Genomic DNA, 23,194 nt, shown 5'->3' on the forward strand with positions numbered 1-23,194 from the left:
TAAGGGTCCGGCAAGTCAGGCAAATCCGGCGCGCCGCGTCATCGGATGAGCCGCGTCATCGAGTGAGCGGAGACCATGGCGAAGACGATCGAGGGGCCGCAGAACGCCCGCAGCCGGCGGACCCGCGAGGCCGCCCTGGCGGCCACGCGGGAGATCCTGGAGCGGGACGGGTTCGAGGCGCTCACGATGGCGGCGGTCGCCGAGCGCGCCGGGGTATCGCGGCAGGGCCTCTACCTGCACTTCTCCTCACGCGGCGACCTGGTGACCGCGCTGTTCGGCTACATGGCCGAGCAGGAGGGCCTGCAGGCGTCGCTCGCGCCGGTGCGCGAGGCGCCCGACGCGGTCTCCGCGCTGCGTGCCTGGGCCCGCCACCTGGCCTCCTACCACCCGCGCCTGATCGCCGTGGACCGCGCGATCGACCGCGTCCGGCACACCGACCCCGACGCCGCGCGGCACCGGGCGACCGTCGACGAGAACCAGCTCGGCACGTGTCGCCGCCTCGCCGAGCGCCTCGCCGCCGAGGGCCGCCTCGCCCCGCACTGGACGCCCGCAACGGCCGCCGACATGCTCTGGGGCCTCATCGCCACGGACGTCTTCGAGCGCCTGCTCGCCGGGCGCGACTGGACGCCCGAAGCCCTTGCGGACCACCTCGCCGCGATGTACGAAGCGACGTTCGTGAGCGGGCCCGGCGGCCCCGCCGCGGGGGGCTAGGCGTCGCCGAGTTCGAGCGATGGTGCGTGCGGCATGGCTGGTCGGGCTGGTTGCAACGATCTCGACCCCGGCGTTCTCCCTCAGTCCTGGGGAGAAGTAAGACATCGAGTATGACGCCAAATATGCGGTGACGCTGTCTGCGACCTACGTGGTGGTGTTCTTTCGCGTGTGGCGGTCGGCAAAGCAAGGACCGTCGCCGGAGAAGGTCGCGAAGTGGATGGATCCTTCGTTGGGGACGGTCGACCGGCACTACCGTCGGCGGTGAGGTAAGGACGTTCGCGCCGGAATCCTGTGGCTGCGCACTACCAGGTTTCGGTCAACTGGCCCAGGTGGCGGGCGATATCCGGGGCGTTGGGGTCGGTGCGATTTGCTGAGACGGCGCGGATCAGGGCTTCGAGGTCGTGCGGGGGAGGAGGGCGCAGGGGATCATCCGAGGTTCCGAGCGGCAGGCGGATCGCCGCTTGGCCGGGGGGGCGGACGATCAGCAAGCGCGGCTCCGGCCGACCGCTCATAGTGATCGCCGACCTGTGCAACGCGAATCGGGCGGTGCGTAGATCGCACTCCGCGTATCCGCGTACCCGTCGCTGGATGAGCACCGGCCCGTCCAGCCAGAACGCCTTCCGACGCTCTTGAAGGCCCCGCACCAGCACGGCCGGACCGACGACGGCGGGGAAGGCCAGCAGCACGAAAGCCGCGGTGCCCTGCCCGATCAGCACCAGGACGAGCGAGATGACCGGCGGTACGAGAGCAAGAGGTGCCAGCAGCGTCCAGAAGATGGTCCAACTCTTCGACGTCGCCCCTATCGACAACCGCTGCCCGCGCGTCACATCCCCCACCGCCCCTTCTCACCTTTGGGGATGGGACGCAGCAAGGCAGCACAAGGTTCATCGACGATGGCAGCGCGAGAACTGAGCCGCCCATCGCCCGACCGCCGTCCCTCACCGTTTCCGCGCACACGGCTAGCGCGGGTCGGCGAGTCTGCCGGCGCTTAGGACTCGGACGGTGTCGGGTCTGGGGTGACGTGCCATGCGCTGGTGGGTGGGCCCGGTTGCCTACACCAGCGTCCTCCCCGAGGTCGCCCGCGAAGCCGCCGAAGCCGCCGCAGCCCTGGTGCCAGGGAAGATCCCGGCTGAGGTAGACCGGCCTTCCGTCCTCCCCGCGTCCTCCCAAGGTGAGGAAGAGTAACCCCTCACCGCGGGCACATGACGTGTGTACGCAAGCCACATAGGCGATGCGTTGAGTGGGTCGCGTGGGATTCGAACCCACAACTTACGGATTAAAAGTCTGGAGCTCTCGTATCAGATCAGTGCTCTCAGTGTCAGGCTATACCGCTCTGGCACGGGGCCGACCAGCTCTCCGATCTGCGCGGCCCGCGACCGCTCGAACCGTCCCCGCGCACGCGGGGATTGGTTGCGGCCGAGAGAAGCAGGAACGTTTGTGCGTCGGCTTGAGCGACGACGGTCAGGGGTCTGCGGGGGGCGGTGATGTTGATGAGATTCAGCGACGGTGAGAGGGTCCGACCTGCACGGTAGGCGGATTGCCTCTACCGCGGCGAAGGCGACGATCCCGAGGCGGCCGAAGGCAACCGGGCCGTCAGCCCCTATCGCACCGACCTGCGCGGGACCCCGCCTGGGCCGATCTGAACGCGGTCGCCGGCCCGGCGCCCTCGTACATCGGAGGCTCCTGTTCCCTCGCCGGGACGTCGAATCCAGGGAGGCGGACTAATACCGCTGTGCGTACCAGGTCGGTTGCTCGCCGAACATGCCTTTGAAGTCGCGGATGAAGTGGCCCTGGTCGGCGTAGCCGAGGTCGGCTGCCAGCGCGGCCCAGTCGATCGCCCCGCCGGCTGCCATGCGTGCGGTCACCTCGTGCAGGCGGTAGCGGCGGATCACCCACTTGGGCCCGATGCCGACGTACTCGGCGAACAGTCGTTGCAGCCCCCGCATGCTCAGCCCGAGCTCGCCGGCGAGGTGTTCGACCCTGGCCACGGTCCTGTCCTTGGCGATCAGCTCGACCGCGGCCACCGCCTGGCTCGCCCGGGGGTCGTCGTCCGGCAGGTGTTCCAGCAGGAATGCGTCCACGGTCGGCGCGTCGAGCGTCGTGGGCAGGTCCGGGCCGAACACCTCGATCGCCGGGACGACGCGGTCGGTGATCGTCGAGACGCAGGCGCCGAGGAACAGGCGGAAGCAGCCTGGCCGGAACGCGACGCCGAAGACGTGGTCGCGGCCCTCGAGGACCTTGATCTGGTAGCCGCTGCACACGCCGTTGACGTCCGCACGGCCGCCGCCGAACGACAGGTGCACGTTCGGGTACGGCACGATCTTCTGCCGGTAGGGCTCGGCGTAGTCCCAGCGAGCCTCCCAGTACCGCTCCACCCATGGCGCGAGCGCCGGCGACGGGTCGTGGAACGTGTGGCGCTGATACCTGGTCCACCCACCACGCAGCTCACGAACGTCCCGCTCCACATGCCAAAGCATATGTCGCCTTTGTCCAATACCCCTCCGGCGCGGGCCACCTAGTGTCCCTGCCATGTCACATCTGTCCAACGCTGCCGAGGCAATGGCCGCGGTCGTCCGCACCATTAACGACGACCAGCTCGCCAACAAGACTCCATGCACGGAGTACGACGTCCGGGCACTGGTCAACCACCTCCTGTTCTGGGGCCCATCACTCGCCGGCGGCGGCCGCAAGGAGTCCGTTCCGCAGCCGGCGGCTGCCGAGTCCGATGTGGACCTGGCGGCCGGCGACTGGCGCGGCCGCCTGCTCGCGCTGCTGGACGACATCACCTCGTCGTGGGCGCCACCGAGCGCCTGGGAGGGCGAGACGAGCATGGGCACGCCGCAGACGCTGCCCGCGCCCGTCCTGGGCGACATGATCACCGGCGAGCTGGCCATGCACGCCTGGGACCTGGCAGTCGCGACCGGGCAGCGACTGGAACTACCCGCCGACCTGCTGACGCATCTGCACGACACGGTGTTCGCCAGCGTGGAGCAGGGACGCGAGATGGGCATGTACGGACCACAGGTCACGGTGCCCGCCGACGCACCCACCTTGGACCGCATCCTCGGCCTGACCGGCCGTGATCCCGCCTGGGCGTGATCACCGACTGGTGACGTCGGATCGACCGGGCACATCACCCGCCCCGCAGCCTGAATCACCGGCGCTCACGACGCTGAAACACCACCACAAACCAGACCCAAGGGGTGAGGCGCCCTCCTGGCGCCTTTCCCCTCGGTCCCAGCAGTCACAGAAGACTGACCTCCACAACGACAAAGACCCGAAATCTGCCAGCTCCGGGGTCGTTTCGCCACCGTTGGGCTACGACTTTCGTCCGTGCCCCCTTGGGTGAGCTGTGGCGGGGGTCAGCCGGTAGCGTGCTCCCGGGCTCGGGTCTGGGCGAGCCGGTAGGCGTCGGTGCCGGTCTCGATGATGGTGCCGCCGAAGGTGAGGCGGTCGACGATGGCGGCGCAGAGGCGCGGGTCGGTGAAAGTCTTGGCCCAGCCGCTGAAGGCTTCGTTGGAGGCGATGGCCAGGCTGTTCTTCTCCTCGCGCTCGGTCAGGACCTGGAACAACGGCTCGGCGCCGCGGCGGTCGAGTTCCATGTAGCCGAGTTCGTCGATGCAGAGCAGGTCGACGCGGCCGTAGCGGGTGATGGTCTTGTTGAGCTGCTTGTCGTCGGCGGCCTCGACCAGCTCGTTCACCATCTTGGTGGCCAGGGTGTATTTCACCCGGTAGCCGGCCATGGCGGCTTCGGTGCCCAGTGCGATGAGCAGGTGGGATTTGCCGGTGCCGGAGTCGCCGATCAGGCAGAGCGGTTCGCCCGGTGGCGGGGTCGATGTTGGGGTTGGCGTCGAAGTCGAACTCGCGCAGCGTCTTTTGCCGGGGGAAGGCGGCGGCTTTGATGCGGCGTTCGGAGCGGCGGCGGTTGCGGTCGTCGCACTCGGCCATGACCTATCTCGGCCAGGAACCCGCGGTAGGTCATCTGGTCGCGGACGGCGGCCTCGGCCAGTTCGGGGAACTTGGCGCGGACGGTGGGCGGCCGCAGCATCCGGCAGGCGCTGTCCACGGCTGTTTCGGCGGCTTGTTCGGTCAGTCCGCGATTGCGGTTGATGCTGGTCATCGGGCCTCTTCCTGGCTGGTCGGTCCCTGACTGGCGGGCGGGCGGCGGCGCAGGAGCTGGTCGTAGTGGGCCACCGACGGCAGCGGCCGCCGGTCGGGCGGCAGCTGCGCCGGCCACCGCTCGGTCAGCGAGGCCACCGTCGCGGCCTTGGCCGACGCCGCTGGTTCGGGGGCGCCGACATCGCCGGAGTCGTCGGCCTCGGCGGCCTTGCGGGCCTCCAGCGCGACCGCGTCGGCGGCGAGCGCGCCGGCCCGCAACGCCGCGGCGATCCCGGCGACGATGTGCTCGTGGTTGATCTGCAGCAGCACGTCGATCAGGGCGCGGGTGCTTCGCGGTCGCCGTGGGCCTTGCTGGCTGCCGCCCACCAGGCGTCGTGGACGGGGGTGAACTTGCCCGCGGCGCGGGCCTGTTCCAGCGCGAACCCGCCCGGCAGCGCGCCGGGCTTGCGAACCAGGGCCCCCAAATAGTGGTCCAACTCCAAGCGCCGGTCGCCTTTGGCGCGGAGCCGCTCGTGCCGGGCGACTTCCTCGCGTCCGTCGTAGACGACGAGCTCCGAGGCGTGCAGCACGACTTGGCCCATTTAGCCGATCAGCCGTACCGGCACCGAGTAGCGGTTGGTGCGGAGGCTGATCTGAAGCCGATCGAGGGAGCGTCCCGTAGTCAGATACACGACTAATCAGAGCAGGCTACGCGCAGGCTGCCTCGCTGGGATGACTACTCAGCGCTATGCCAGTCGGCAGGGGGCGAGGTGTTAATCGTGGGAGATCGCAACCTTGATCTTCCCTGAGTTGCTCTGTGGTGCACTCAAGCTCTCTACCTGACCTGCGCTGATGTCGGAAAGTGGTGGAGGCGGTGAATGATCGGTCGTGTCCCTACCGAAGTGGTCACATGTTCGTGGATCGTCACTCCAGGTCAGTCGCGCTTCGGTGACTCGGAGTGCGTGTGTTGGGGGTCATGGGGCAGGTCTGGGGCGCTGACTCTGCCCCGGTTCGAATGTGGTCAGATGGACGGCCTGAGGCTGGTCCCTTGGTGTGCTGGTGAGACGTGTGCTCTGCCGTCATCCGGCCCCCGTGCCAAGAGGTTGCCATCCGGTTGACCTGGGACGATGACGGTCTGCCCTCCCGATGCGCATCGGCATCACCTTCCCGGTGGATCCCAGGAGCCGGAGGAGTGGCGCTGTTGGTGGACGCCGCTGCACAGCGTGCCGTTCACGGCCTCGCAGGAGGCCAGTGCGTGCAACTGGGAGGAATCTGGGAGGACACCTTTATGTCAGCCCGAATGGAGTCACCAGATCGCATCCGACGTTATGTCACTCTCTGTGATCTTTGAGGTTGGATGTGGTGGTCCTGACCTAGCGTGGGGAGACGTTCGGCGTGGCGGAATACCTCGATGCAGTGCCGCTCCCAGATCGGCGCGCCTCGCGATGTGGTGATCTACAGCGTAAAGGATCGAGCGCCGTCTCCGAACACAGCCTGCAACAGTGTCTTGGTCGCACCGATCAACAGCTTCGGCGTAGAGTCCCTGCTTCACCAGCCAGATGCTGAGTCGATCAGCGACTCTGGGGTCGGTGCTGCCTGCGGCGACGGCTTCGCGGTAGGCGGCGACGGCCGCTTCCTCGTCTCCGTCTTTCTCGGCACGGTGTCCGGCATCCTCGGCCAGGACGGCGAGAGGGGCTGCGTCATTCTGGCTCGCTGCCAGGGCCTTCAACTCGACGCGTAGACGTTCTCCACGGTGGGGATGTGCGGTGTTGTGCTGACGTAGTCGAACAACTCCGTCCACGCCTAGGTCGTCTGCCGGGACGGCGCCGCAGGTTACGCCGACGCCGTGCACCAGGCCCTGCCCGGCGCCCTGCAGGTCGGGGATCGGTGGCATATCTGGCACAACTTCGCCCAAGCCGGCGGCAAGGAGGTCGCCGTCCACAGCGGCTGCTGGGCCAGTGCCTCCCGGGTACGCAGACTCGACGGCGGAAGGGCCACCACCCTGGCCCGGTGGCAGCAGGTCCACGATCTACTCGGTGCGGGTGTTGGGCTCCTGGAATGTGCCCGGCGGCTGAACCTGGCCCTGAACACCGTCAAACGCCATGCGCGGGTCGACGAGCCCGAGCAGATGCGGCGGGCGCCCCAATACCGTCCCACGCTTGTCGATCCCAACCGGGAGTACCTGCGTAGACGTCGGGCCGAGGACCCCGCGGTCCCGGTCCCGCAGTTCCTGCGGCCTTTGTCCGCTACCTCGCGGAATCGATGAACACGCAGGTGGGCGATTGCGGCGTGCGGGGGGCCGGGGCGGGCAGTGTTGTCGAGTTCCAAGCCTGGTTCACTTGTATGTCGGCGCGGCGGACCGCAGCCTTGCCGCGAGCCGCTCTCCCATCAGTGCGATGGTCTCGGCCAACAGTTCCATGTCATCGGCCATCGAGCGGCCCTCCTCAGCCTGAACCGCGAGGAACGTGCCGTCGATCCCGGCCATGCCGATGTACTCGAGTCTGTCGGCGACCGCCCCGGCGATCTCCGGGCCCTCGTCGTGGAAGGACTCCCGGATCATGTGATGCATATGGCGCCTGCCCTCGCGGCGCACCTTGTCGATCGTCTCCTTCACCTCGGCCTCGGCCTCGTCGTTGTCCTCGCTGAGGATCAGGAACATGTGCAGGCGGAGGAACTCCTCCCGCTCGGTCAGCACTCCGGCCGCCCGGCCGAGAAACCAGCTCAGCCGTTCCTGGGGGGTGCCGCCGACGGGCGGGTCGGCGTGCGCGGCGCTCATGGCCCGGAAGAAGTCGTTCATGCCGCGCTCCATCACCGCCGAGAGCAGCCCGCCCTTGGTGTGGAAGTGGTGGAAGATCACACTCTTCGCCAGCCCGATCTCGCTGCTGACGACGGAGAGCGGTGTGGCTGCGTAGCCCCGCTTCCCCATGATGCGTGAGGCCGCTTCAAGGATGTCCTCGCGTGAGCGCTTCCCCCGCCGGTTGCTGACCCGCTGCCTGTCCACCCCCGAAGCATACGGCGGCCGAACACGTCGCCTGGCAGGGCGGACAAGCCACATGCGGGCCCGCTTGCCAAGGGAATTCCGCAAACCAGAAACCCCGATCTGGCGGTTGACCGAAACCCGCTGCGACCGTGACACTCCTCACCAAGAAATCGACCGCTCGGTCGAACTCTTGGAGGAGCATCGCATGCCTGAAGACTTCGACGCCGACGTCGCGATCATCGGTTATGGTCCGACCGGCCTGGTCGGCGCACTGTCGTTCGCCACCAAGGGAGCGTCCGTGATCGCCTTCGAGCGGGACCACGACATCTACGCCCGCGCCCGAGCCGTCACGATCAACGACTGGACGATGCGGATCTTCCAGGACCTCGGCATCGACGAGCAGATCGAGAAGGTCATCGAGCCGCAGGACCAGCTGCGCTGGAAGACCTACGACGGCCGGGAGATCCTCCGTGCCAAGCAACCGCCCTCAGCGCTCGGAACGCGCAACACCAAGCCGCGCTTCTTCAGCATCTACCAGCCGACGATGGAGGCCGAGCTGCGCCGCTGCGCGGAGGAGGCCGGCGGCATCGAGGTGCGCTACGGCGCCGAGGTGATCGGCGTCGAACAGGACGACACCGGCGTGACGGTCACCGCTCGTGATGGCGCGACCGGCGCGGAGACCACCACCCGGGCCCGATACGCGCTCGCCGCGGACGGCGGCTCCAGCCTGACCCGGAAACTGCTGGGCATTCCGATGCTGGGCGACACCGACCCGCAGCTGTGGATCGTGATCGACTGCCGCGTCAAGCGCTGGTGGCCGGACCGCGACCTGCTCACCTTCTGGAGCGACAAGGAGCGGCCGGTCGTCGACATCGCGCTGTCCGCGGGCAACCACCGCTGGGAGATCCCGCTGAGGCCGGGCGAGACCGAGGCCGACTTCCGGACGCCGGAGCAGGTCTGGCCGCTGCTCGACGCGATGGGGATGACGCCCGACGACGTGGAGATCCACCAGCACGCGTTCTACCGACACCATGTCCGCGCGGCCGAGACCTGGCGCCTGGGCCGGGTCTTCCTGGCCGGCGACGCCGCCCACCTGATGCCGCCGTGGGCCGGTGCGGGGATGCAGTCCGGCATGCGCGACGCCCACAACCTCGCCTGGAAGCTCACCCGGGTCCTGCGCGGGGAGATGGACGTGGCGATTCTCGACACCTACGAGGCCGAACGTCGCCCCAACGTCGAGTTCTTCACGCAGCTCGCCGTCCAGTTCGGCCGCGTGATCAAGCAGCAGGTCTCACCCGAGGAACTCGAGGCGATGAACGCGGTGCCGGAGAACACCGTGACGCCCTACGAAGAACCGATGATGGCGCCGCCCGTCCTCGACGCCGGGGGCTGGCTGCGCGGCGAGGTGGAGGACGCCTCCATCGTCGGACGGATGATCCCGCAGCCGGTGGTCGGCGACACGGTGGGCCTGATGAGGCGGCTCGACGAGCTCCTCGGTGACGGCTTCGTCCTCCTGGGCGCCGACACCGACCCCCGGACGCTGCTCAGCGCCGAGGAGAAGGCGGAGTGGGACGCGCTGGGCGCCCGCTACCTCACCATCCGGCCGAAGACCGCCTACACCCAGGGCCCCGACGAGCTGGTCGATCTCGAAGAGGTGCTTCTCGGCTGGTTCGCCCGCTACGGCGTCCAGGCGATCGCCCTGCGACCGGACAAGTTCGTCGCCGCGTCCGACAAGGCCGGGCTCGCGGTTCCGGCGTTCTGACCCCCACACCCGAGAGAAGGAACAGATGTCTGGAGTCAAGGAGCTCGCGTACGTCGTGTACGAGGTCAGCGACCTCGCCGACTGGGAGCACTTCGCCGCGGGCCTGCTGGGGATGCAGGTCGGCCACAAGGACGCCGGCTCGATCAGCTTCCGCACCGACGAGAAGGCGTATCGCTGGCTCTGCACCGAGGGTCCGGCCGACGACCTGGCCGCCACCGGCTACGCGGTGGAGAGCGGCGGCTCGCTCGACCGGATCGTGGAGAAGCTGCGCGGCGCCGGTGTCGAGGTCACCGAGGGCGGCTCCGCCCTCGCCACCGCCCGACAGGTCGACCGCATCGTGATCACCGCCGACCCTCTCGGTAACCGGCTCGAGCTGGTCACCGGCTTCGCCGACGCCGAGACTCCTTTCCGATCGGACGCGCTGCTCGGTAAGTTCGTCACCGGTTCCGGCGGCGCGGGCCACGAGGTGCTGGTGTCCAAGGGCGTCGGCCGCGAGGAGTACCTCGCCTTCTACATGGACATCCTCGGCTTCAGGATCAGCGACTTCATCGTCGAGGAGGTCGCTCCCGGGATCGTCGCCGACGTCGTCTTCCTGCACTGCAACCCGCGCCACCACTCCGTGGCCTTCGGCAACATGCCGCACCCGAAGAAGATGCACCACTTCATGGTCGAGGTCAGCGACATCCGCGACGTGGGCATGGCCTACGACCGGTGCATGGACGCCAAGCAGCCGTTCGAGATGACGCTCGGGATGCACCCGAACGACCGCATGTTCAGCTTCTACGTCCGTACCCCCTCCGGCTTCTCCGTCGAGTACGGCTGGGGCGGGCTGCTCATCGACGACGAGACCTGGCAGGTCGAGACCCTCGGCAAGCTCAGTAGCTGGGGCCACCGTCCGCCGGAGATGGTTCACGGCCTGCTCGGCCAAGCCCCCTTCACCAACATGCCCCCGGAAGGTGCCCGCTGATGGCTCTCACCGAAGCGGACGTCGCCAAGGACGTCCGGACCAAGAGCTGGAACATCCACTACAACCAGGCCGGCCCGGCGGACGGGCACCCCGTCCTCCTGCTGCATGGCGGCGGTCCCGGCGCGACCGGCTGGAGCAACTACAACCCGAACATCGAGCCCATCGCCGCGGCCGGCTTCCGGGTGATCGCCCCCGACCTCCCGGGCTGGGGCCAGTCCGACGAGGCCGACTTCGCGACCTACGACCACGTCGAGGTGATCTGCGAGTTCCTCGACGCGCTCGGCATCGACAAGGCCGCCTTCGTCGGCAACTCGATGGGCGGCCATGCGTCGCTGCGGATGGCGATCGAGCGGCCCGAGCGCGTGTCTCACCTGATCACCATGGGCGCCCCGATCCAGATGAAGCCCATCCTTTTCGGTGCCGGCGGCGGTCCGACCGAGGGGCTCAAGGTCATGGCCAGGAGCTACGCCGACCCCAGCCCCGAGCAGATGATGCGGCTGGTCGAGATCATGGTCTACGACAAGGAGCGGTTCGCCACCCCCGAGCTGTCCGAGCAGCGTTCGGCCGCCGTGGCCAAGCGCCCGGAGCATCTCGCGAACGTCGCCAAGCACGGGCCCAAGGCGCCGATCACGATCTGGGCCGACCCCAGGCGGCTCCCGGAGATCTCGGCGCCGGCGCTGCTGATCCACGGCCGCGACGACCGGGTCGTCTCCTTCGAGACCGCGCTCCTCCTGGCGGCCGGCATCCCCGATTCGCGGGCACACATCATCAACCGCTGCGGCCACTGGGCCCAGCTCGAGCACGCCGACGAGTTCAACCGGCTCGTGGCTGACTTCGTCCGCAATCACTGACGGGGCCCAGAGGCGGCCCCCCGAGTCCCATGGGCCGCCTGTGAAGGAAGGTCTCCCGGCCCCCGCCGTACGCCTTTCCGCAGAGCCCGAACCGGAGGCTTCCCATGGTCCGTGTGCAGACCCTCAACAACATCGCCCTAGCGGTGCCCGACCTTGACCGAACGGAGGACTTCTACGTCGATCGCTGGGGCTTGGCCCTCGTCAACGGCGACGGCGACTCCCGGCGTCGGTACTTCCGCGCGCTGACGTCCCCGCACCACGGCCTCTCCCTGGAACAGGCGCCCGCCGGGGCAGAACGGGGCGAGCTCGTGCACATCTCCTTCGACGTCGCGACCCGTGCCGACCTCGACGGGGCCGTCGAGGCGGCCGTGGCCGCGGGCGGCCAGGTGGTGCGTGAGCCCGGGGAGGCCGTCGGACCCGGCCACCAGGCCGGTGCGGCCGTCCGCGACCCGGACGGCAATGTGGTGCAGCTGCTGTACGGGGCGGAGTTCACCGAGGAGAGCCACCGGGCGCGGATCGTCGCGCCCCGCAAGCTCGGCCACGTGGTCCTCAACTCCCCCCAGCGAGCAGTACTGGAGCGCTTCTACGCGGCGCTCGGGCTGAAGGTGAGCGACCGGACCGCGCGCGGCATGTCGTTCATGCGCTGCAACCGAGATCACCACAGCCTCGCCGTCTGCGACTCCGAGCGCACCGGCGTTCAGCACATCGCGTTCGACGTCGTCGAGATGGACAGCGTCATGACGGCACTCGGCGCGCTCACCCGTGAGGGCACGGCCTGCGTGTGGGGTCCGGGGCGTCACGGGCCCGGGCGCAACATCTTCACCTACTACGCCGACCCGGCAGGCGTGTTCATCGAGTACTACGCCGAGCTCGAGCAGGTCGAGGAGGAGATGGGGGGCCCGCTGGAGGCGAGGTTCTGGGGCGAGGAGTGGAAGGGCGACACCTGGGGGTACGCCGGCCCGCCGCCACCGGACTTCACGAAGTGACCTGGTCGCTCTGTGAGCGACCGAAGGAACAAGTGCGAATCACGCCGTAGGGCGTGTGAGAGGGAGTGTCGATGTCGACGAAGCAGCAGACGGCCCGTCCGGCCGCCGGGAAGGGAGCCCGACCGTGATCACGGCGGCGGAGATCAACGGCATGTACGGCATCATCCCGACCCCGGCGCTGCCCGGCGCCGAGCGGCTCGACGCCCGGAACACCGTCGATGTCGACGAAACGGCCCGGGTCGTCGACCGGCTCGTGCGCGACGGAGTCTCCGGGATCATCGCCGTGGGCACGACGGGCGAGTGCCCGGCCCTGAGCGAGGAGGACTTCGACATCGTCGTCGACACGGTCGTCGAGGCGGTCGCCGGCCGGGTGCCCACGTTCGTGGGCGCGACCGGTGCCGGCGGCCATGGCACGGCCCGTCGGCTGCGGAAGGTGGCGGACTCCGGCGCCACGGGCGCCCTCCTCGGCCTGCCCATATGGCAGCCGCTGACCACCGAGATGGCGGTGGACTACTTCGCCCAGGCGAGCGAGGCGTTCCCCGATCTCGCGCTCATGGTCTACGCCAACGCCCGTGCCTTCCGCTACACGTTCCCCGTCGAGTTCTGGCAGGGGGTGTCCGCCGAGGCGCCCACCGTCACCTCGGCGAAGGTGTCCCGGGCACCGCACCTGGACCGCATGCTGGAGGCCACGGGGGAGAAGGTGAACTTCGTCCCGAGCGACATGGTCGTGCACGACTTCGCCGCACGTGCGCCCAAGACCACCACCGCCTGTTGGGCCACCGCCGCGGGGATGGGACCCGAGCCCTCGATCGCCCTGATGGAGGCGCTCACGCGTGGCGACGCGGAGGCCGCCGGCAAGGCGGCGGCCGACATCGCGTGGGCCAACGAGCCGCTGGCGCACCTCTTCGCCGACCAGGAGGTCTTCGCCTCCTACAACACCCAGATCGAGAAGGCCCGCATCGCCGCCGCCGGCTACTGCCGGCCCGGCCCGGTCCGGTCCCCGTACCACCACCTGCCGGAGGAGTACGCCGCCGCGTCCGCCCAGTGCGCAGAGCGCTGGCGTGAGCTGCGCGCGCGGCTCACCGGGGTCGGGACGGACACCCAGAAGTGACGAGGAAGCCCATGTCAACCACTGCCACGACGCCCTACTCGGACGAGTACGCGCCGCACCGGGCGACGCTCGAGGCGATCCGCTCCCGCGATTGGGGCCTGCTCATCGACAACGAGCCGCGCCCGGCCGCGAGCGGAGCGACTTTCACCACGTTCGACCCGGCCACCGAGCTCCCCCTGGCGGAGGTCGCGGACGGCGGTGAGGCGGACGTCGAAGCCGCCGTACGGTCGGGCCGGCGCGGTTTTGAGAGGTGGCGCCGCTACTCGCCCCAGGGGCGGGCCTCGGCGCTCCGCGAGCTTGCCGCGCACATCCGGGCCAACGCCGACGAACTCGGCCTGCTCGACGCCCTCGACGGCGGCAGCTCGGTCACCGCGATGCGCAAGGACGCGCTGTGGGCGGCCGATCACCTCGAGATGTTCGCCGACTGGGCGCTGATGATCAAGGGCGAGACCTACCCGGGCGCCGGGACCGGTCTCCACTACTCGCGGCCCGAGCCCTACGGGGTCGTCGGCCGGATCATCCCGTTCAACCACCCGGTCTTCTTCGGGGCGGGAAAGCTGGGCGCGCCGCTGATGGCGGGCAACGCCGTCATTCTCAAGCCGCCGCCGCAGGCACCACTGTCGGCGATTCGGCTCGGCGAGCTGATCGCGGAGGTGCTGCCTCCCGGCGTGGTCAACATCGTCAACGGCGCCGGCCCGGCCCCGGGCGTGGCGATCGCCGCCCACCCGGAGATCGAGCGGATCGCGTTCATCGGCAGCGAGCGCACCGGGCGGGACATCCAGCGGGTCGCCGCAGGGGTGGGCGTCAAGCACGTGAGCCTGGAGCTCGGCGGCAAGAACGCCATGGTCGTGCTGGAGGACGCCGACGTCGAGGCGGCCGCCCAGGGCGCCGTGTTCGGCATGAACTTCACCGCCACCCAGGGCGAGTCCTGCGGATCGAATTCGCGGCTCCTGGTGCACCGGTCGATCGCCGACCGGGTATTGGCGCGCGTCGTCGAGCTCGTCGAGCAGATCGAGGTCGGCGTGCCGGTCTCCGAGTCCACCCAGATGGGCGCACTCGTCTCCCGCGAGCACTTCGAGCGGGTCAGCCGCTACATCGGCATGGGCCGTGAGGAGGGAGCCGTCGTCGCCATCGGCGGTGGCCGCCCCGCTCACCTGCCCGAAGGTCTGTTCATCGCGCCCACCGTGTTCTCCGGCGTCACGCCCGCCATGACGATCGCGCAAGAGGAGATCTTCGGTCCGGTGCTCTCGGTGCTCACCTTCGACACCGACGACGAGGCGGTCGAGGTGGCCAACGGCGTCCGCTACGGCCTGACCGCCAGCGTGTGGACCCAGGACGTCGACCGGGCGCACCGGTTCGCCGAGGATCTGCGGGCCGGATACGTGTGGATCAACGACTCCTCGCGTCACTTCCCCGGACTGCCGTTCGGCGGTGTCAAGGCCTCGGGCCTGGGCAAGGAGGAGAGCCTCGAGGAGATCCTCTCCTTCACGCAGTCCAAGACGGTCAGCGTCCCGCGCAGAGGGCGATGATGCTCCACCACGTGATCTCCCTGCGTTTCCACGAGGGCACCACGGACGAGCAGATCCAGCGGATGGCCGACGGCCTCCTGGCCCTGCGGAACCAGATCGGCACCATCCGGTCGATGCGGATGGGCAGGGACCTGCGGATCCGGCCGGACAACTTCGAGTTCTCCTCGCTGACCGAGTTCGACGACGAGGCCGGCTATCTCGAGTTCCGTGACCACCCTGCCCACCAGCAGGTGGTGCGCGAGCTCATCCAGCCCATCATGGCCGAGCGCGCCGGCGTGGTGTTCCTCAGCTCATGACCGCACAGCTCATGACCGCACGTGACGAACCACCCGGAGTACCGACCTCATGACCACGCTCACAGCGGCACAGGCAGCGGACCTGGTCGCCGCGAACCGCATCCTTGTCCGCCAGGGCGTCCTCGACGCCTTCGGGCACGTCAGTGTGCGGACCGCCCCGCGCGCCGACACGTTCTGGCTGTCACGGAACCTGGCTCCGGGATCGGTGACCGCGTCCGACCTGCTCGAGCACGATCTGGACGGGCGCACCGACGACCCGCGCCGCCCCTACCTGGAACGCTTCATCCACGCGGAGATCTACCGCCGCCGCCCGGACGTCATGGCGGTCGTGCACAGCCACTCGCCCTCGGTCGTGCCGTTCAGCGTCATCGACACCGGATTGCGGCCGATCCTCCACATGGCCGGGTTCCTCGGGGGACGGACGACACCGGTCTTCGAGATCAGCGACGTCGCCGGAGACGCCAGCGACCTGCTCATCACCTCGTCGTCGCTCGGTGCCGCGCTCGCCAGGACGCTCGGGGACGCACCCGTCGCGCTGATGCGCGGCCATGGCTCGGTCGCCGTCGGCGGTTCGCTGCAGGAGGTCGTCTACCGGGCGGTCTACACCGAGGCCAACGCGCATGCCCAGGCCACGGCGCTCGCTCTCGGAAACCCGCGGTACCTCTCGGCCGGTGAAGCGGCGGCGGCGAACGCGACCATCAGCGGCCAGGCCGTCCGAGCGTGGGACGTCTGGTGCGAGCGGGCGCGCCCTGGCATCCCGGCAGCGGACCAGGCGCCCGGCACCGGGCGGGAGTGAGCCCGGCATGCAGTTCCATCACTTCGGATACGTCTCGGGCGATCCCCGCGTCCAGCCCGCCGCCGGTGTCGGGCTGAACCGTCCCGACGGCCTCCCCGACGAGGTCGACGTTCTCATCGTGGGCACCGGACCGGCCGGAATGATAACCGCGGCCCAGCTCTCACAGTTCCCCCGGATCAGCACGCGCATCATCGAGCGCCGCGTGGGGCGCCTGCGGACCGGTCATGCCGACGGGCTCCAGGCGCGGAGTGTCGAGACCTTCCAAGCGTTCGGCTTCGCGGACCGGCTGGCCGCCGAGGCGCACCACGTCACCGAGTTCGCCTTCTGGCAGCCGGACCCGGACGATCCCACGCGCATCGCCAGGGCCGGCCGGTCGCCCGACGACCCCAAAGGTCTGAGCGAGTTCCCGCACATCCTCGTCAACCAGGCGCGCGTACTCGACTACTTCGCCGAGTTCATGGCGAACTCGCCGACCAGGATGCGTCCGGACTTCGGCGTGGAGTACGTGAGCCATAAGGTCCTCCCCGGAATCGAGCACCCGGTGCTCGCCACCTTGGCCTACTCGGCGGGAGAGACCGCCGGCAAGGAATTCCAGGTCCGTGCGAAGTACCTCGTCGGGGCCGACGGCGCGCACAGCAGGGTGCGCCAGGCCATCGGCTGCCAGTTCGAGGGCCACAGCGCGAACCATGCGTGGGGCGTTCTCGACATCCTGGCCGACACCGACTTCCCCGACATCCGACTGCTGTCGACCATCCAGTCGAGCAGCGGCGGCAACATGATGGTCATTCCCCGCGAAGGCGGGTTCCTGTTCCGCCTATACGTCGACCTGGGTGAGGTGCCCGCCGACGACGCGGGAAAGGTGCGCGGTACGCCGGTGGAGGCCGTCATAGCGAAGGCCGCCGCGATCCTGCGTCCGTACTCGCTGGACGTGAAGAAGGTGGCCTGGTTCAGCGTCTACGAGGTCGGACACCGGCTCGCCGATCAGTTCGACGACGTGCCGCCGGCGGAGACCGGCGACCGTCTGCCGCACGTGTTCATCCTGGGCGACGCCTGCCACACGCACAGCGCCAAAGGCGGCCAGGGAATGAACGTCTCCCTGCAGGACGGATTCAACCTCGGCTGGAAGCTGGGCCACGTCCTGGACGGACGGGCGCCGGAGGCGCTGCTCGCCACGTACGGCGCGGAACGCAAGGTCATCGCGAAGAACCTGATCGACTTCGACAAGGCGTGGTCGTCGATGATGGCCAAGAAGGCCGACGAGTTCGCCGACGCCGCGGAGTTGCCGGAGTACTTCAAGGCCACGGAGGAGTTCCGCACCGGATTCCGGACGGAATACGCCCCATCGATGATCGTCGGCCGTCCGACGCACCGTGACCTGGCCAAGGGCTTCCCGATCGGGCAGCGCTTCGCCTCCGCGAGGGTACGACGCGTGGCCGACACCAATCCCGTGCATCTGGGGCATCAAGCGACGGCCGACGGGCGCTGGAGGATCTACGTGTTCGCGGACGAGGCGGCACCCGGCGGTGGCGGCTCCGCGGTCGCCGAACTCGCGGAATGGCTCACGACGTCCTCCGACTCGCCGTTCACCGGGCTTCCGGAAGGCGTCAGGCCCCACGACTGGTTCGACCTTGAGGTCGTCTACCAGCAAGACCACCACGCGATCGAACTCTCCCAGGTGCCCGAGGTCTTCAAGCCGAGGGTCGGTCCCTTCGCCCTGGCCGACCTCGATCGGGTCCACGCCACGATTCCGGAGGACGACATCTTCGAAGCGCGCGCGATCGACCGTGGTGGTGCCGTTGTCCTCGTGCGACCAGATCAGTATGTCGCGCATGTCATGCCTCTGGCGGCGACCGACGAACTGGCCGACTTCTTCGCGCGGCTGCGGCGCCGATCGGGGTCGGGTGGCCCTCGCGGCTGAACCTGCACGGCAGGTCGTAGGGGCGAACCTGGTTCGTGATGAGCGACTCGGCGACGCGGAGCCCGTCCGGCCAGTGCGTGGCGATCCGCTTGAGGTCCGCTTTGTTGCGCGCGACGACCTCCAGCGGCCCGTACCCGGCCGCCGGCGCCTTCCCATCGGGCAGGTCGGCTCGCCAGAACCTCTGGTCCTGAAGATCGCGGAAGCGGGGGGCCGAAGCGGAAGCCGAGCATTGTGCACAGACCGACCTGGACGCCGCCGTCGTCCATCTCCGGGCCGAGGGCCGTGAGACCAACGACGAGGACGTCGTCCGGCTCTCCCGATCAAGGACGGGCACATCACCATGACTTGACCGGAGCCGGCGAGCCACACCGAACGCGAACTCCACCGCTGCCAAGCGGACTTCCATCAAAACGCCCAGGACAGAGCGGAGATCCTCAAGGGCCGCTCTGACTGAAGGTGCCTGCATGTCTTGGGTCGGGGACGAGACGCCGTGCGCTGTCTCCAGCGCCGGTCTCCTCGTCCCCGCCCGCCGAACCGGACGTGGTTACGGGGCGCTGAGAACTCCTAGATCGGGAACGACGCATCACGAGATCACGTCTGAAGTCGCCAGAGGCGACGAAAGGATCCTGAGGCCGGGTTTCGGTGCTCCCTTTCAACCGATGAGCTGATCCTGCCAAGGGTGCGTACCGAAGCTCCGAGACAAGGCCTCGTTCAGCCAGTGTCGCCGCTCGGCGGTGAGGAAGGGCAACGCCGCGAGGAAATCGATCTGGTCCTTCGGCCGAGGCTGTTCGGCTTTGTAGTACAGCTGAATCTCGGGTGCTAGGTAGGGGATGCCGTCCGGGCTGATGTCCCCGATGCCGGCCAAAGGGCGGCGGAGACCCGGGTCGCGTCGCGATGCCCATTCGCCGTTTCTTGTCTCGTCGAGCATCACCTGGATTCGCCAGAGTTCGTCCGGGCCCGGGCGGCACCAGATGTCGTGGACCGTCGGCGGCAGGATCTCAGCGGGCCCCCAGGGCCGCAGGACGCCCGAGGGGTCGGCGGCCCAGCATTCCCAGCCGCGCAGGACGCCGTGCAAGTGGTGCTGGTCCGGGCGCAGCATCATCACGTCGATGTCGTCGTGGTCGCGGACGCGATGACCCACGGCGAGCTCGATCGCGTATCCGCCGGCCACCCACCATGGACACGGCATGGCCGAAAAGAGCGAGGCGACCTGCGCAGGGGTTGCCGGCTCCCAGCGACCGTATGGAGCGACGATCGGATCCATGACAGTGCTCATCTCCTCGGCTCACCTGAACGGCCTGTAAGTCAGGCCCTTGCTCTCCGAGCTTCGTCGCCCGTCCCGTCACGTTGAGTTGTACGCGCCTCTGCGCTTTGCGGATACGCCGGCCACAGCCATGTCGAGGGCGCCAAGGCCCTGGACGTCCCGGTCGGCGCCGTGCGGTTCCGGCCGCTCGCGCCCGCCGCCTGCGCGATGCGCTGGGCGCCGCTGAGTCGACCCTGGTCTCGCGGGAGGGCGCCCTGGACGAGCTTGAGACGTTGCGCACGGCACAGTCCGACGTCCCGCGCCGAACAGGGGATGACGCTCGACGACGCCTACGCCCACTGGGCCGCAGGGTGCGTCGGTGTGTCGGAGCAGCCAGGCCCGGGACGTCTCCTCCGCCGGGGCTTCGGCGGGCAGCGCGGCGATGGCCTCGCCGAGTTCGGCCGGCCAGGGGCCGAGCGCGCCTGCGGCCCGGATATGCGCTTCGGTGACGGCCACCCGCCGGCCGCGTTCGGCCGCTTCGATGGCGGCGGTGAGCCCGGTGTCGACCCCAAGCACCTTGGGATAAGAGGCCGGGGTCGCCGGCGCGGCGCAACCCCTCATTCCGCGCCGATCAGGAGCACGTACGGGCGGGCCTTGGATTTGCGGCCCGGGTTCGCATGGACGTCCTCCACGACGAGCGTTCCGTAGCCGCCGCCGATGACCGCGGGGGTGCCGCGCCGGAAGGCGGCGGGAAGGTCCAGCCGCCCGGCGACCTGTCCCGCTTCGCCGAAGGCGACGACGCGGGCGCCACCGTCGAACTCGACCGCGTAGACCCGCCCGTCGACGACCGTGGAATGGCGAAGCTGACCGCGGTCGTCCTCGGCGCGGTACCGCCAGAGGCGGCGGCCGTCTCGGGCCCGGTAGAGGCTCACCTCCCGGCCGTCCAGCGTGGTGCTGACGACCAGGCCGTCGCCTCCCGAGGCGATGGCCCGAACGTTGGGAAGCCGCCACAGCGTTCTCGCCGTTCGCGCATCGACGACCCGGTACCCGCGGGACTCCTCACGCTGCAGGAGGAGATGGTCGCCCACGGGGACGAGGCGACCGCGGCCGAAGCGCGCGAATCCCGGTACCGGCCGGCCGGACGAGGCGTCGAGCAGCGTCGTGTAAGCCGCCGAGTAGTCCACCACCGGACGGTCCCGCGCGTCGGGGGCGAGCTCACAGCCGACCGTCAGGGACAGTGCGGCGGTCGCCGCCGCTCCCGACGGCTCGTTGAAACCGCAGTGCGCCGGCGCCTTCCAGGACCACAGGCGGCGGCCGGAGGCGGCGTCGTAGGCGTCGACGCCGCGGTTCTGGATGACGGCGGCGATCGGGTGCCCGGCCCGGTCGGCGAGCCCGACCACCGCCGCGTCGGCGGAGGTGCCGCCGTGCGGCGTGCGGTCCTGCGACCGGTCGGGCAGCTCCGCATGCCGCCGCCGGCCGGTGGCGACATCGATGATGGTCAGGCGCCGGTCGGTCCAGACGATGGCGGCCCGTGCGCCGTCGACCGCGCCGACCGTGCTCGCCCGCACGCGTCCCGGTCTGCGCAAGGCCCACCAGGTCCGGCCGGTGCGCGGCTCGACCGCTCGGACGCCGCCGCCGTGCCGCTCCACCAGCATGCCCGCGACGAGGACGGGGGCCGTCGCCGTGCGGGACCGGGCGATGCCCTTGACCGGCACTCCGTCCAAAGGCCGGGGCGCCGCACCCGGTGGCCCCTGGAAGGACTCCCAGGGGCTGAACCACCAGAATGCGAACACGGCCGACGCGACCACGGCCACCACAACCGTCAGAGCGGGCAGTGACCGCGCGAGTCGCGGGGCGCGCCGGCCCACGGCTGTCTCGCCCATCTCGTCAGCTTCGTCGGCGCAGCCGGTACCACTGCGGGGACGTCCGGTTCATCGGCCAGCCCAGCCCGGCGGTCTCAGCGGGCCGGACGTCGAGCATCTCCCAGTCGGGGAACGCGGCTTCGACCTCCGCCTGGGACACCCCGCCGATGCGCGAGCGGAGCCGGGTGACGCCGAAGGCGAGCATCAGCAGCGTCGCGGCGGGAGCGGCGAGTGCGGTGACGCCACGGCCGACGGCGTGCCGCTGCTCGGCTTCGAAACCCTGGAAGCAGCCGATGTCGAGGAAGAACTCGAACGTCCCGAGGTCGGCCGCCGCCAGGTCCGTCACGTCGCCGACCACGTAGGTGGTCCCTTCCGCGGGCTTGCGCCGGGCGGCCTCGATCGCGGCCGGGACGTAGTCGATCCCGACGGCCTGCCAGCCGCGGCGCCCCAGCTCGGGGGTGAACTGGCCGCGGCCGCAGCCGAGGTCGAGGGCGCGGCCGAGGGGCCGCGAGCGGTCCGCCTCCTCGCGGTCCAGGAGCGCGGCGATGCCGGCCCCCGCGGCCTTGCCGTAGCGCTCCCAGGGGGTGATGCCGAAGCGGTACATGCGGGCGTAGTTCGTCATCTGTTCAGGTCACCTGTGGTCGTCAAGGGTCGTAGAAACGCTCTTCCGGGCCTGCTCGTGGATGAGGGCCAGTGCGCGCTGGAGGTGATCCGCGCGGGTGCGGTGGCTCGTGGGGTTGATCCTCAGCAGGAGCCGGTCCTCGACGCGCGTGCTGGACACGAAGATCCGGCCGGTCGCGTTGACCCGCTCCAGGAGGCGGAGTGTGGGTTCCTCGCCACCGCGCATCCGGAAGGTCACGACGGTCAGGTCGGGTTCCCACGGCACATCGAGCAGCGGGTCGTCGGCGAGGTCCGCGTGGGCGTGGCGGGCCAGGTCGAGCTTCTCGTCCAGCGCGGCCCGGAACGCCGCGACGCCGTGCAGGTGCAGCGGGAGCCACAGCCGCAGGCCGCGGAAGTCGCGGGTCAGTTCGGCGCCGAGGTAGCCGTAGTCGGGCAGGTCCCCGACGGCCCGCACGTCCTGGACGTAGTGGCCGCCGCCGCGGTGCGCGCGGGCGAGCGCCCCGGCGTTCCGTACCAGCAGCACGCCCGTCCCGTATTGCAGGAACAGGCTCTTGTGCGGGTCGAGGACGATGGAGTCGGCGTGCTCGATCCCGGCCATCCGCGCGCGGCCGCGTCGGGTGAGCTGGAAGCCGCCTCCGTACGCGGCGTCGACGTGGAACCAGAGGTCCTCCGCGCGGGCGAGCGCCGCCAGTTCGGGGAGCGGGTCGATCGTGCCCGTGCTCGTGCTGCCCGCGGTGCCGACCAGCAGGAACGGGCGCAGGCCCCGGGCCCGGTCAGCCCTGATCATGTCCCGGGCGGCGGACGGATCCATGCGCAGCCCGCTGGTGGGGACGATGCGCAGGCGGCTGTCGGGCAGCCCGGCGATGCGCGCGGCGCGTTCCACGCAGAAGTGCGTGTGCTCGGTGGCGTAGAGCGTGCCCGAGGCGATGGCGTCGCCGAGCCGGTCGTGGCGGGCCGCGACCAGCGCGGACAAGGTCGCCATGGAGCCGCCGGTGGTGGTGATGCCGACCGAGCCGGGCGGCAGCGCGAACTCTTCGCACAGCCAGCGCAATACGCCGTGTTCCATGGCGACCAGGGCCGGAGCCAGGTCGGCGACCCCGGTGAACCGGTTGTAGATCTGCGCGAGCAGCTCGCCCAGCGCGGAGCTCACCAGCCCGCCCGCGGGGAAGTAGGCCAGGTAGCCGGGGGACGAGGTGTCCACGCCCTGCCGGGCGGCGCCGTCGAACACGTCGAGCAGCGCGTCCAGGTCGCCGGGCCCCTCAGGGGGAGGGCGCAGCAGGTCGTCCAGGGCGGGGCCCTTCTCCGCGGGGTGGCTCGCCGGCGCGTGCGCGGCCGACTCGGCGTAGGCGGCGACGCGTCCCAGCACGGCCCGCCCCATCGCCTCGACGGCCGGGCGATCCGGCTCCAGCGGCAGGCCACGGGCGATCAACTCGCTGTCCTCTCGCATGGAGGCCAACCTAGGG

Annotated in this window: 24 protein-coding genes and 1 pseudogene; 13 read left to right on the plus strand and 12 right to left on the minus strand. The window is 69.8% G+C overall.

The window, feature by feature from the left end; all coding sequences use genetic code 11:
* Positions 1 to 75: 75 nt before the first annotated feature.
* The gene (locus AB0K34_RS07380) at positions 76 to 711 is read left to right on the plus strand and encodes a TetR/AcrR family transcriptional regulator (protein ID WP_138632408.1); all 636 of its coding nucleotides are present in this window, start codon (positions 76 to 78) and stop codon (positions 709 to 711) included.
* Between the two features lie 302 nt (positions 712 to 1,013).
* On the opposite strand, the gene AB0K34_RS07385 is transcribed toward AB0K34_RS07380, so the two are convergent.
* On the minus strand, positions 1,014 to 1,547 hold the full coding sequence (locus AB0K34_RS07385; RefSeq protein WP_301174102.1) for a hypothetical protein: 534 nt from the start codon (positions 1,545 to 1,547) through the stop codon (positions 1,014 to 1,016).
* An 885-nt stretch (positions 1,548 to 2,432) separates the two neighbouring features.
* Positions 2,433 to 3,176, minus strand: coding sequence for a helix-turn-helix domain-containing protein (locus AB0K34_RS07390; protein ID WP_205719755.1), 744 nt, complete (start codon positions 3,174 to 3,176; stop codon positions 2,433 to 2,435).
* Between the two features lie 64 nt (positions 3,177 to 3,240).
* On the opposite strand from AB0K34_RS07390, the gene AB0K34_RS07395 reads away from it, so the two are divergent.
* The gene (locus tag AB0K34_RS07395) at positions 3,241 to 3,810 is read left to right on the plus strand and encodes a TIGR03086 family metal-binding protein (protein WP_364546279.1); all 570 of its coding nucleotides are present in this window, start codon (positions 3,241 to 3,243) and stop codon (positions 3,808 to 3,810) included.
* Positions 3,811 to 4,073: 263 nt separating this feature from the next.
* Here AB0K34_RS07395 and AB0K34_RS07400 read toward each other — a convergent pair whose 3' ends face one another.
* The 4 genes from AB0K34_RS07400 to AB0K34_RS07415 are packed head-to-tail and all read right to left on the minus strand — an operon-like array spanning position 4,074 to position 5,411.
* Entirely contained in the window at positions 4,074 to 4,517 is a 444-nt protein-coding gene (locus AB0K34_RS07400) for an ATP-binding protein (RefSeq protein ID WP_338072566.1), read from the minus strand.
* Positions 4,514 to 4,831, minus strand: coding sequence for a hypothetical protein (locus AB0K34_RS07405; RefSeq protein ID WP_274704622.1), 318 nt, complete (start codon positions 4,829 to 4,831; stop codon positions 4,514 to 4,516). The genes AB0K34_RS07400 and AB0K34_RS07405 overlap by 4 nt, the downstream gene beginning before the upstream one ends.
* Entirely contained in the window at positions 4,828 to 5,139 is a 312-nt protein-coding gene (locus tag AB0K34_RS07410; RefSeq protein ID WP_205719324.1) for a hypothetical protein, read from the minus strand. Before AB0K34_RS07410 ends, AB0K34_RS07405 begins: the two co-directional genes overlap by 4 nt.
* A gap of 5 nt (positions 5,140 to 5,144) precedes the next feature.
* Positions 5,145 to 5,411: a hypothetical protein gene (locus tag AB0K34_RS07415; protein WP_205719325.1), complete on the minus strand. Its 267-nt coding sequence runs from the start codon at positions 5,409 to 5,411 to the stop codon at positions 5,145 to 5,147.
* Positions 5,412 to 6,316: 905 nt separating this feature from the next.
* Here AB0K34_RS07415 and AB0K34_RS07420 point away from each other — a divergent pair.
* Both AB0K34_RS07420 and AB0K34_RS07425 read left to right on the plus strand, forming a co-directional pair.
* Positions 6,317 to 6,550, plus strand: coding sequence for a hypothetical protein (locus AB0K34_RS07420; protein WP_138637554.1), 234 nt, complete (start codon positions 6,317 to 6,319; stop codon positions 6,548 to 6,550).
* A 66-nt stretch (positions 6,551 to 6,616) separates the two neighbouring features.
* Positions 6,617 to 7,030, plus strand: a pseudogene (locus tag AB0K34_RS07425) (ISL3 family transposase); the annotation flags it as partial.
* Positions 7,031 to 7,144: 114 nt separating this feature from the next.
* Here AB0K34_RS07425 and AB0K34_RS07430 read toward each other — a convergent pair.
* Positions 7,145 to 7,864, minus strand: a complete 720-nt coding sequence (locus AB0K34_RS07430; RefSeq protein WP_138637555.1) for a TetR/AcrR family transcriptional regulator — start codon at positions 7,862 to 7,864, stop codon at positions 7,145 to 7,147.
* A 130-nt stretch (positions 7,865 to 7,994) separates the two neighbouring features.
* Between AB0K34_RS07430 and AB0K34_RS07435 the strand changes: the two genes are divergently transcribed.
* From AB0K34_RS07435 to AB0K34_RS07475, 9 genes are all read left to right on the plus strand, one after another.
* Entirely contained in the window at positions 7,995 to 9,551 is a 1,557-nt protein-coding gene (locus AB0K34_RS07435) for a bifunctional 3-(3-hydroxy-phenyl)propionate/3-hydroxycinnamic acid hydroxylase (protein ID WP_138637556.1), read from the plus strand.
* A 25-nt stretch (positions 9,552 to 9,576) separates the two neighbouring features.
* The gene (locus tag AB0K34_RS07440; RefSeq protein ID WP_138637557.1) at positions 9,577 to 10,518 is read left to right on the plus strand and encodes a VOC family protein; all 942 of its coding nucleotides are present in this window, start codon (positions 9,577 to 9,579) and stop codon (positions 10,516 to 10,518) included.
* Complete coding sequence (locus tag AB0K34_RS07445) at positions 10,518 to 11,369, plus strand: alpha/beta hydrolase (RefSeq protein ID WP_138637558.1); 852 nt, start codon at positions 10,518 to 10,520, stop codon at positions 11,367 to 11,369. Before AB0K34_RS07440 ends, AB0K34_RS07445 begins: the two co-directional genes overlap by 1 nt.
* Positions 11,370 to 11,473: 104 nt before the next feature.
* A complete protein-coding gene (locus AB0K34_RS07450; protein WP_138637559.1) occupies positions 11,474 to 12,355 on the plus strand; it encodes a VOC family protein in 882 nt (293 codons plus the stop codon).
* A 124-nt stretch (positions 12,356 to 12,479) separates the two neighbouring features.
* A complete protein-coding gene (locus tag AB0K34_RS07455; RefSeq protein ID WP_138637560.1) occupies positions 12,480 to 13,466 on the plus strand; it encodes a dihydrodipicolinate synthase family protein in 987 nt (328 codons plus the stop codon).
* A gap of 11 nt (positions 13,467 to 13,477) precedes the next feature.
* Positions 13,478 to 14,995: an aldehyde dehydrogenase family protein gene (locus AB0K34_RS07460; RefSeq protein ID WP_301175697.1), complete on the plus strand. Its 1,518-nt coding sequence runs from the start codon at positions 13,478 to 13,480 to the stop codon at positions 14,993 to 14,995.
* An 11-nt stretch (positions 14,996 to 15,006) separates the two neighbouring features.
* Positions 15,007 to 15,291: a Dabb family protein gene (locus AB0K34_RS07465; protein WP_171069082.1), complete on the plus strand. Its 285-nt coding sequence runs from the start codon at positions 15,007 to 15,009 to the stop codon at positions 15,289 to 15,291.
* 49 nt (positions 15,292 to 15,340) lie between these two features.
* Positions 15,341 to 16,087, plus strand: a complete 747-nt coding sequence (locus tag AB0K34_RS07470) for a class II aldolase/adducin family protein (RefSeq protein WP_138637562.1) — start codon at positions 15,341 to 15,343, stop codon at positions 16,085 to 16,087.
* 7 nt (positions 16,088 to 16,094) lie between these two features.
* On the plus strand, positions 16,095 to 18,005 hold the full coding sequence (locus tag AB0K34_RS07475; RefSeq protein ID WP_138637563.1) for an FAD-dependent monooxygenase: 1,911 nt from the start codon (positions 16,095 to 16,097) through the stop codon (positions 18,003 to 18,005).
* On the opposite strand, the gene AB0K34_RS07480 is transcribed toward AB0K34_RS07475, so the two are convergent.
* The 5 genes from AB0K34_RS07480 to AB0K34_RS07500 all read right to left on the minus strand — a co-directional run bounded on the left by AB0K34_RS07480 (position 17,920) and on the right by AB0K34_RS07500 (position 23,178).
* Positions 17,920 to 18,471: a Tn3 family transposase gene (locus AB0K34_RS07480; RefSeq protein WP_338072565.1), complete on the minus strand. Its 552-nt coding sequence runs from the start codon at positions 18,469 to 18,471 to the stop codon at positions 17,920 to 17,922. The genes AB0K34_RS07475 and AB0K34_RS07480 overlap by 86 nt on opposite strands.
* A 186-nt stretch (positions 18,472 to 18,657) precedes the next feature.
* Positions 18,658 to 19,269: an amino acid transporter gene (locus AB0K34_RS07485; protein WP_138637564.1), complete on the minus strand. Its 612-nt coding sequence runs from the start codon at positions 19,267 to 19,269 to the stop codon at positions 18,658 to 18,660.
* A 596-nt stretch (positions 19,270 to 19,865) separates the two neighbouring features.
* Positions 19,866 to 21,131 carry a PQQ-binding-like beta-propeller repeat protein gene (locus tag AB0K34_RS07490; RefSeq protein ID WP_138637565.1) on the minus strand — a complete coding sequence of 422 codons (1,266 nt, stop codon included), beginning with the start codon at positions 21,129 to 21,131 and terminating at the stop codon, positions 19,866 to 19,868.
* A 4-nt stretch (positions 21,132 to 21,135) separates the two neighbouring features.
* Positions 21,136 to 21,732 carry a class I SAM-dependent methyltransferase gene (locus AB0K34_RS07495; protein WP_240807772.1) on the minus strand — a complete coding sequence of 199 codons (597 nt, stop codon included), beginning with the start codon at positions 21,730 to 21,732 and terminating at the stop codon, positions 21,136 to 21,138.
* Positions 21,733 to 21,741: 9 nt separating this feature from the next.
* Positions 21,742 to 23,178 (minus strand): aminotransferase class V-fold PLP-dependent enzyme, encoded by a 1,437-nt coding sequence (locus tag AB0K34_RS07500; protein WP_138637566.1) that lies wholly within the window; start codon positions 23,176 to 23,178, stop codon positions 21,742 to 21,744.
* Positions 23,179 to 23,194: the final 16 nt, after the last annotated feature.

It is taken from the genome of Actinomadura sp. NPDC049382 (genome assembly GCF_040677125.1).
Lineage (GTDB): Bacteria > Actinomycetota > Actinomycetes > Streptosporangiales > Streptosporangiaceae > Spirillospora > Spirillospora geliboluensis.

Bases quoted from the DNA above. Each gene is read 5' to 3' on its own strand.
- AB0K34_RS07380 (WP_138632408.1), top strand. From the start codon at position 76: ATGGCGAAGACGATCGAGGGGCCGCAGAACGCCCGCAGCCGGCGGACC.
- AB0K34_RS07395 (WP_364546279.1), top strand. From the start codon at position 3,241: ATGTCACATCTGTCCAACGCTGCCGAGGCAATGGCCGCGGTCGTCCGC.
- AB0K34_RS07405 (WP_274704622.1), bottom strand. From the start codon at position 4,831: ATGACCAGCATCAACCGCAATCGCGGACTGACCGAACAAGCCGCCGAA.
- AB0K34_RS07415 (WP_205719325.1), bottom strand. From the start codon at position 5,411: ATGGGCCAAGTCGTGCTGCACGCCTCGGAGCTCGTCGTCTACGACGGA.
- AB0K34_RS07430 (WP_138637555.1), bottom strand. From the start codon at position 7,864: ATGTGGCTTGTCCGCCCTGCCAGGCGACGTGTTCGGCCGCCGTATGCT.
- AB0K34_RS07435 (WP_138637556.1), top strand. From the start codon at position 7,995: ATGCCTGAAGACTTCGACGCCGACGTCGCGATCATCGGTTATGGTCCG.
- AB0K34_RS07440 (WP_138637557.1), top strand. From the start codon at position 9,577: ATGTCTGGAGTCAAGGAGCTCGCGTACGTCGTGTACGAGGTCAGCGAC.
- AB0K34_RS07445 (WP_138637558.1), top strand. From the start codon at position 10,518: ATGGCTCTCACCGAAGCGGACGTCGCCAAGGACGTCCGGACCAAGAGC.
- AB0K34_RS07450 (WP_138637559.1), top strand. From the start codon at position 11,474: ATGGTCCGTGTGCAGACCCTCAACAACATCGCCCTAGCGGTGCCCGAC.
- AB0K34_RS07460 (WP_301175697.1), top strand. From the start codon at position 13,478: ATGTCAACCACTGCCACGACGCCCTACTCGGACGAGTACGCGCCGCAC.
- AB0K34_RS07470 (WP_138637562.1), top strand. From the start codon at position 15,341: ATGACCACGCTCACAGCGGCACAGGCAGCGGACCTGGTCGCCGCGAAC.
- AB0K34_RS07475 (WP_138637563.1), top strand. From the start codon at position 16,095: ATGCAGTTCCATCACTTCGGATACGTCTCGGGCGATCCCCGCGTCCAG.
- AB0K34_RS07480 (WP_338072565.1), bottom strand. From the start codon at position 18,471: ATGCAGGCACCTTCAGTCAGAGCGGCCCTTGAGGATCTCCGCTCTGTC.
- AB0K34_RS07485 (WP_138637564.1), bottom strand. From the start codon at position 19,269: ATGGATCCGATCGTCGCTCCATACGGTCGCTGGGAGCCGGCAACCCCT.
- AB0K34_RS07490 (WP_138637565.1), bottom strand. From the start codon at position 21,131: ATGGGCGAGACAGCCGTGGGCCGGCGCGCCCCGCGACTCGCGCGGTCA.
- AB0K34_RS07495 (WP_240807772.1), bottom strand. From the start codon at position 21,732: ATGACGAACTACGCCCGCATGTACCGCTTCGGCATCACCCCCTGGGAG.
- AB0K34_RS07500 (WP_138637566.1), bottom strand. From the start codon at position 23,178: ATGCGAGAGGACAGCGAGTTGATCGCCCGTGGCCTGCCGCTGGAGCCG.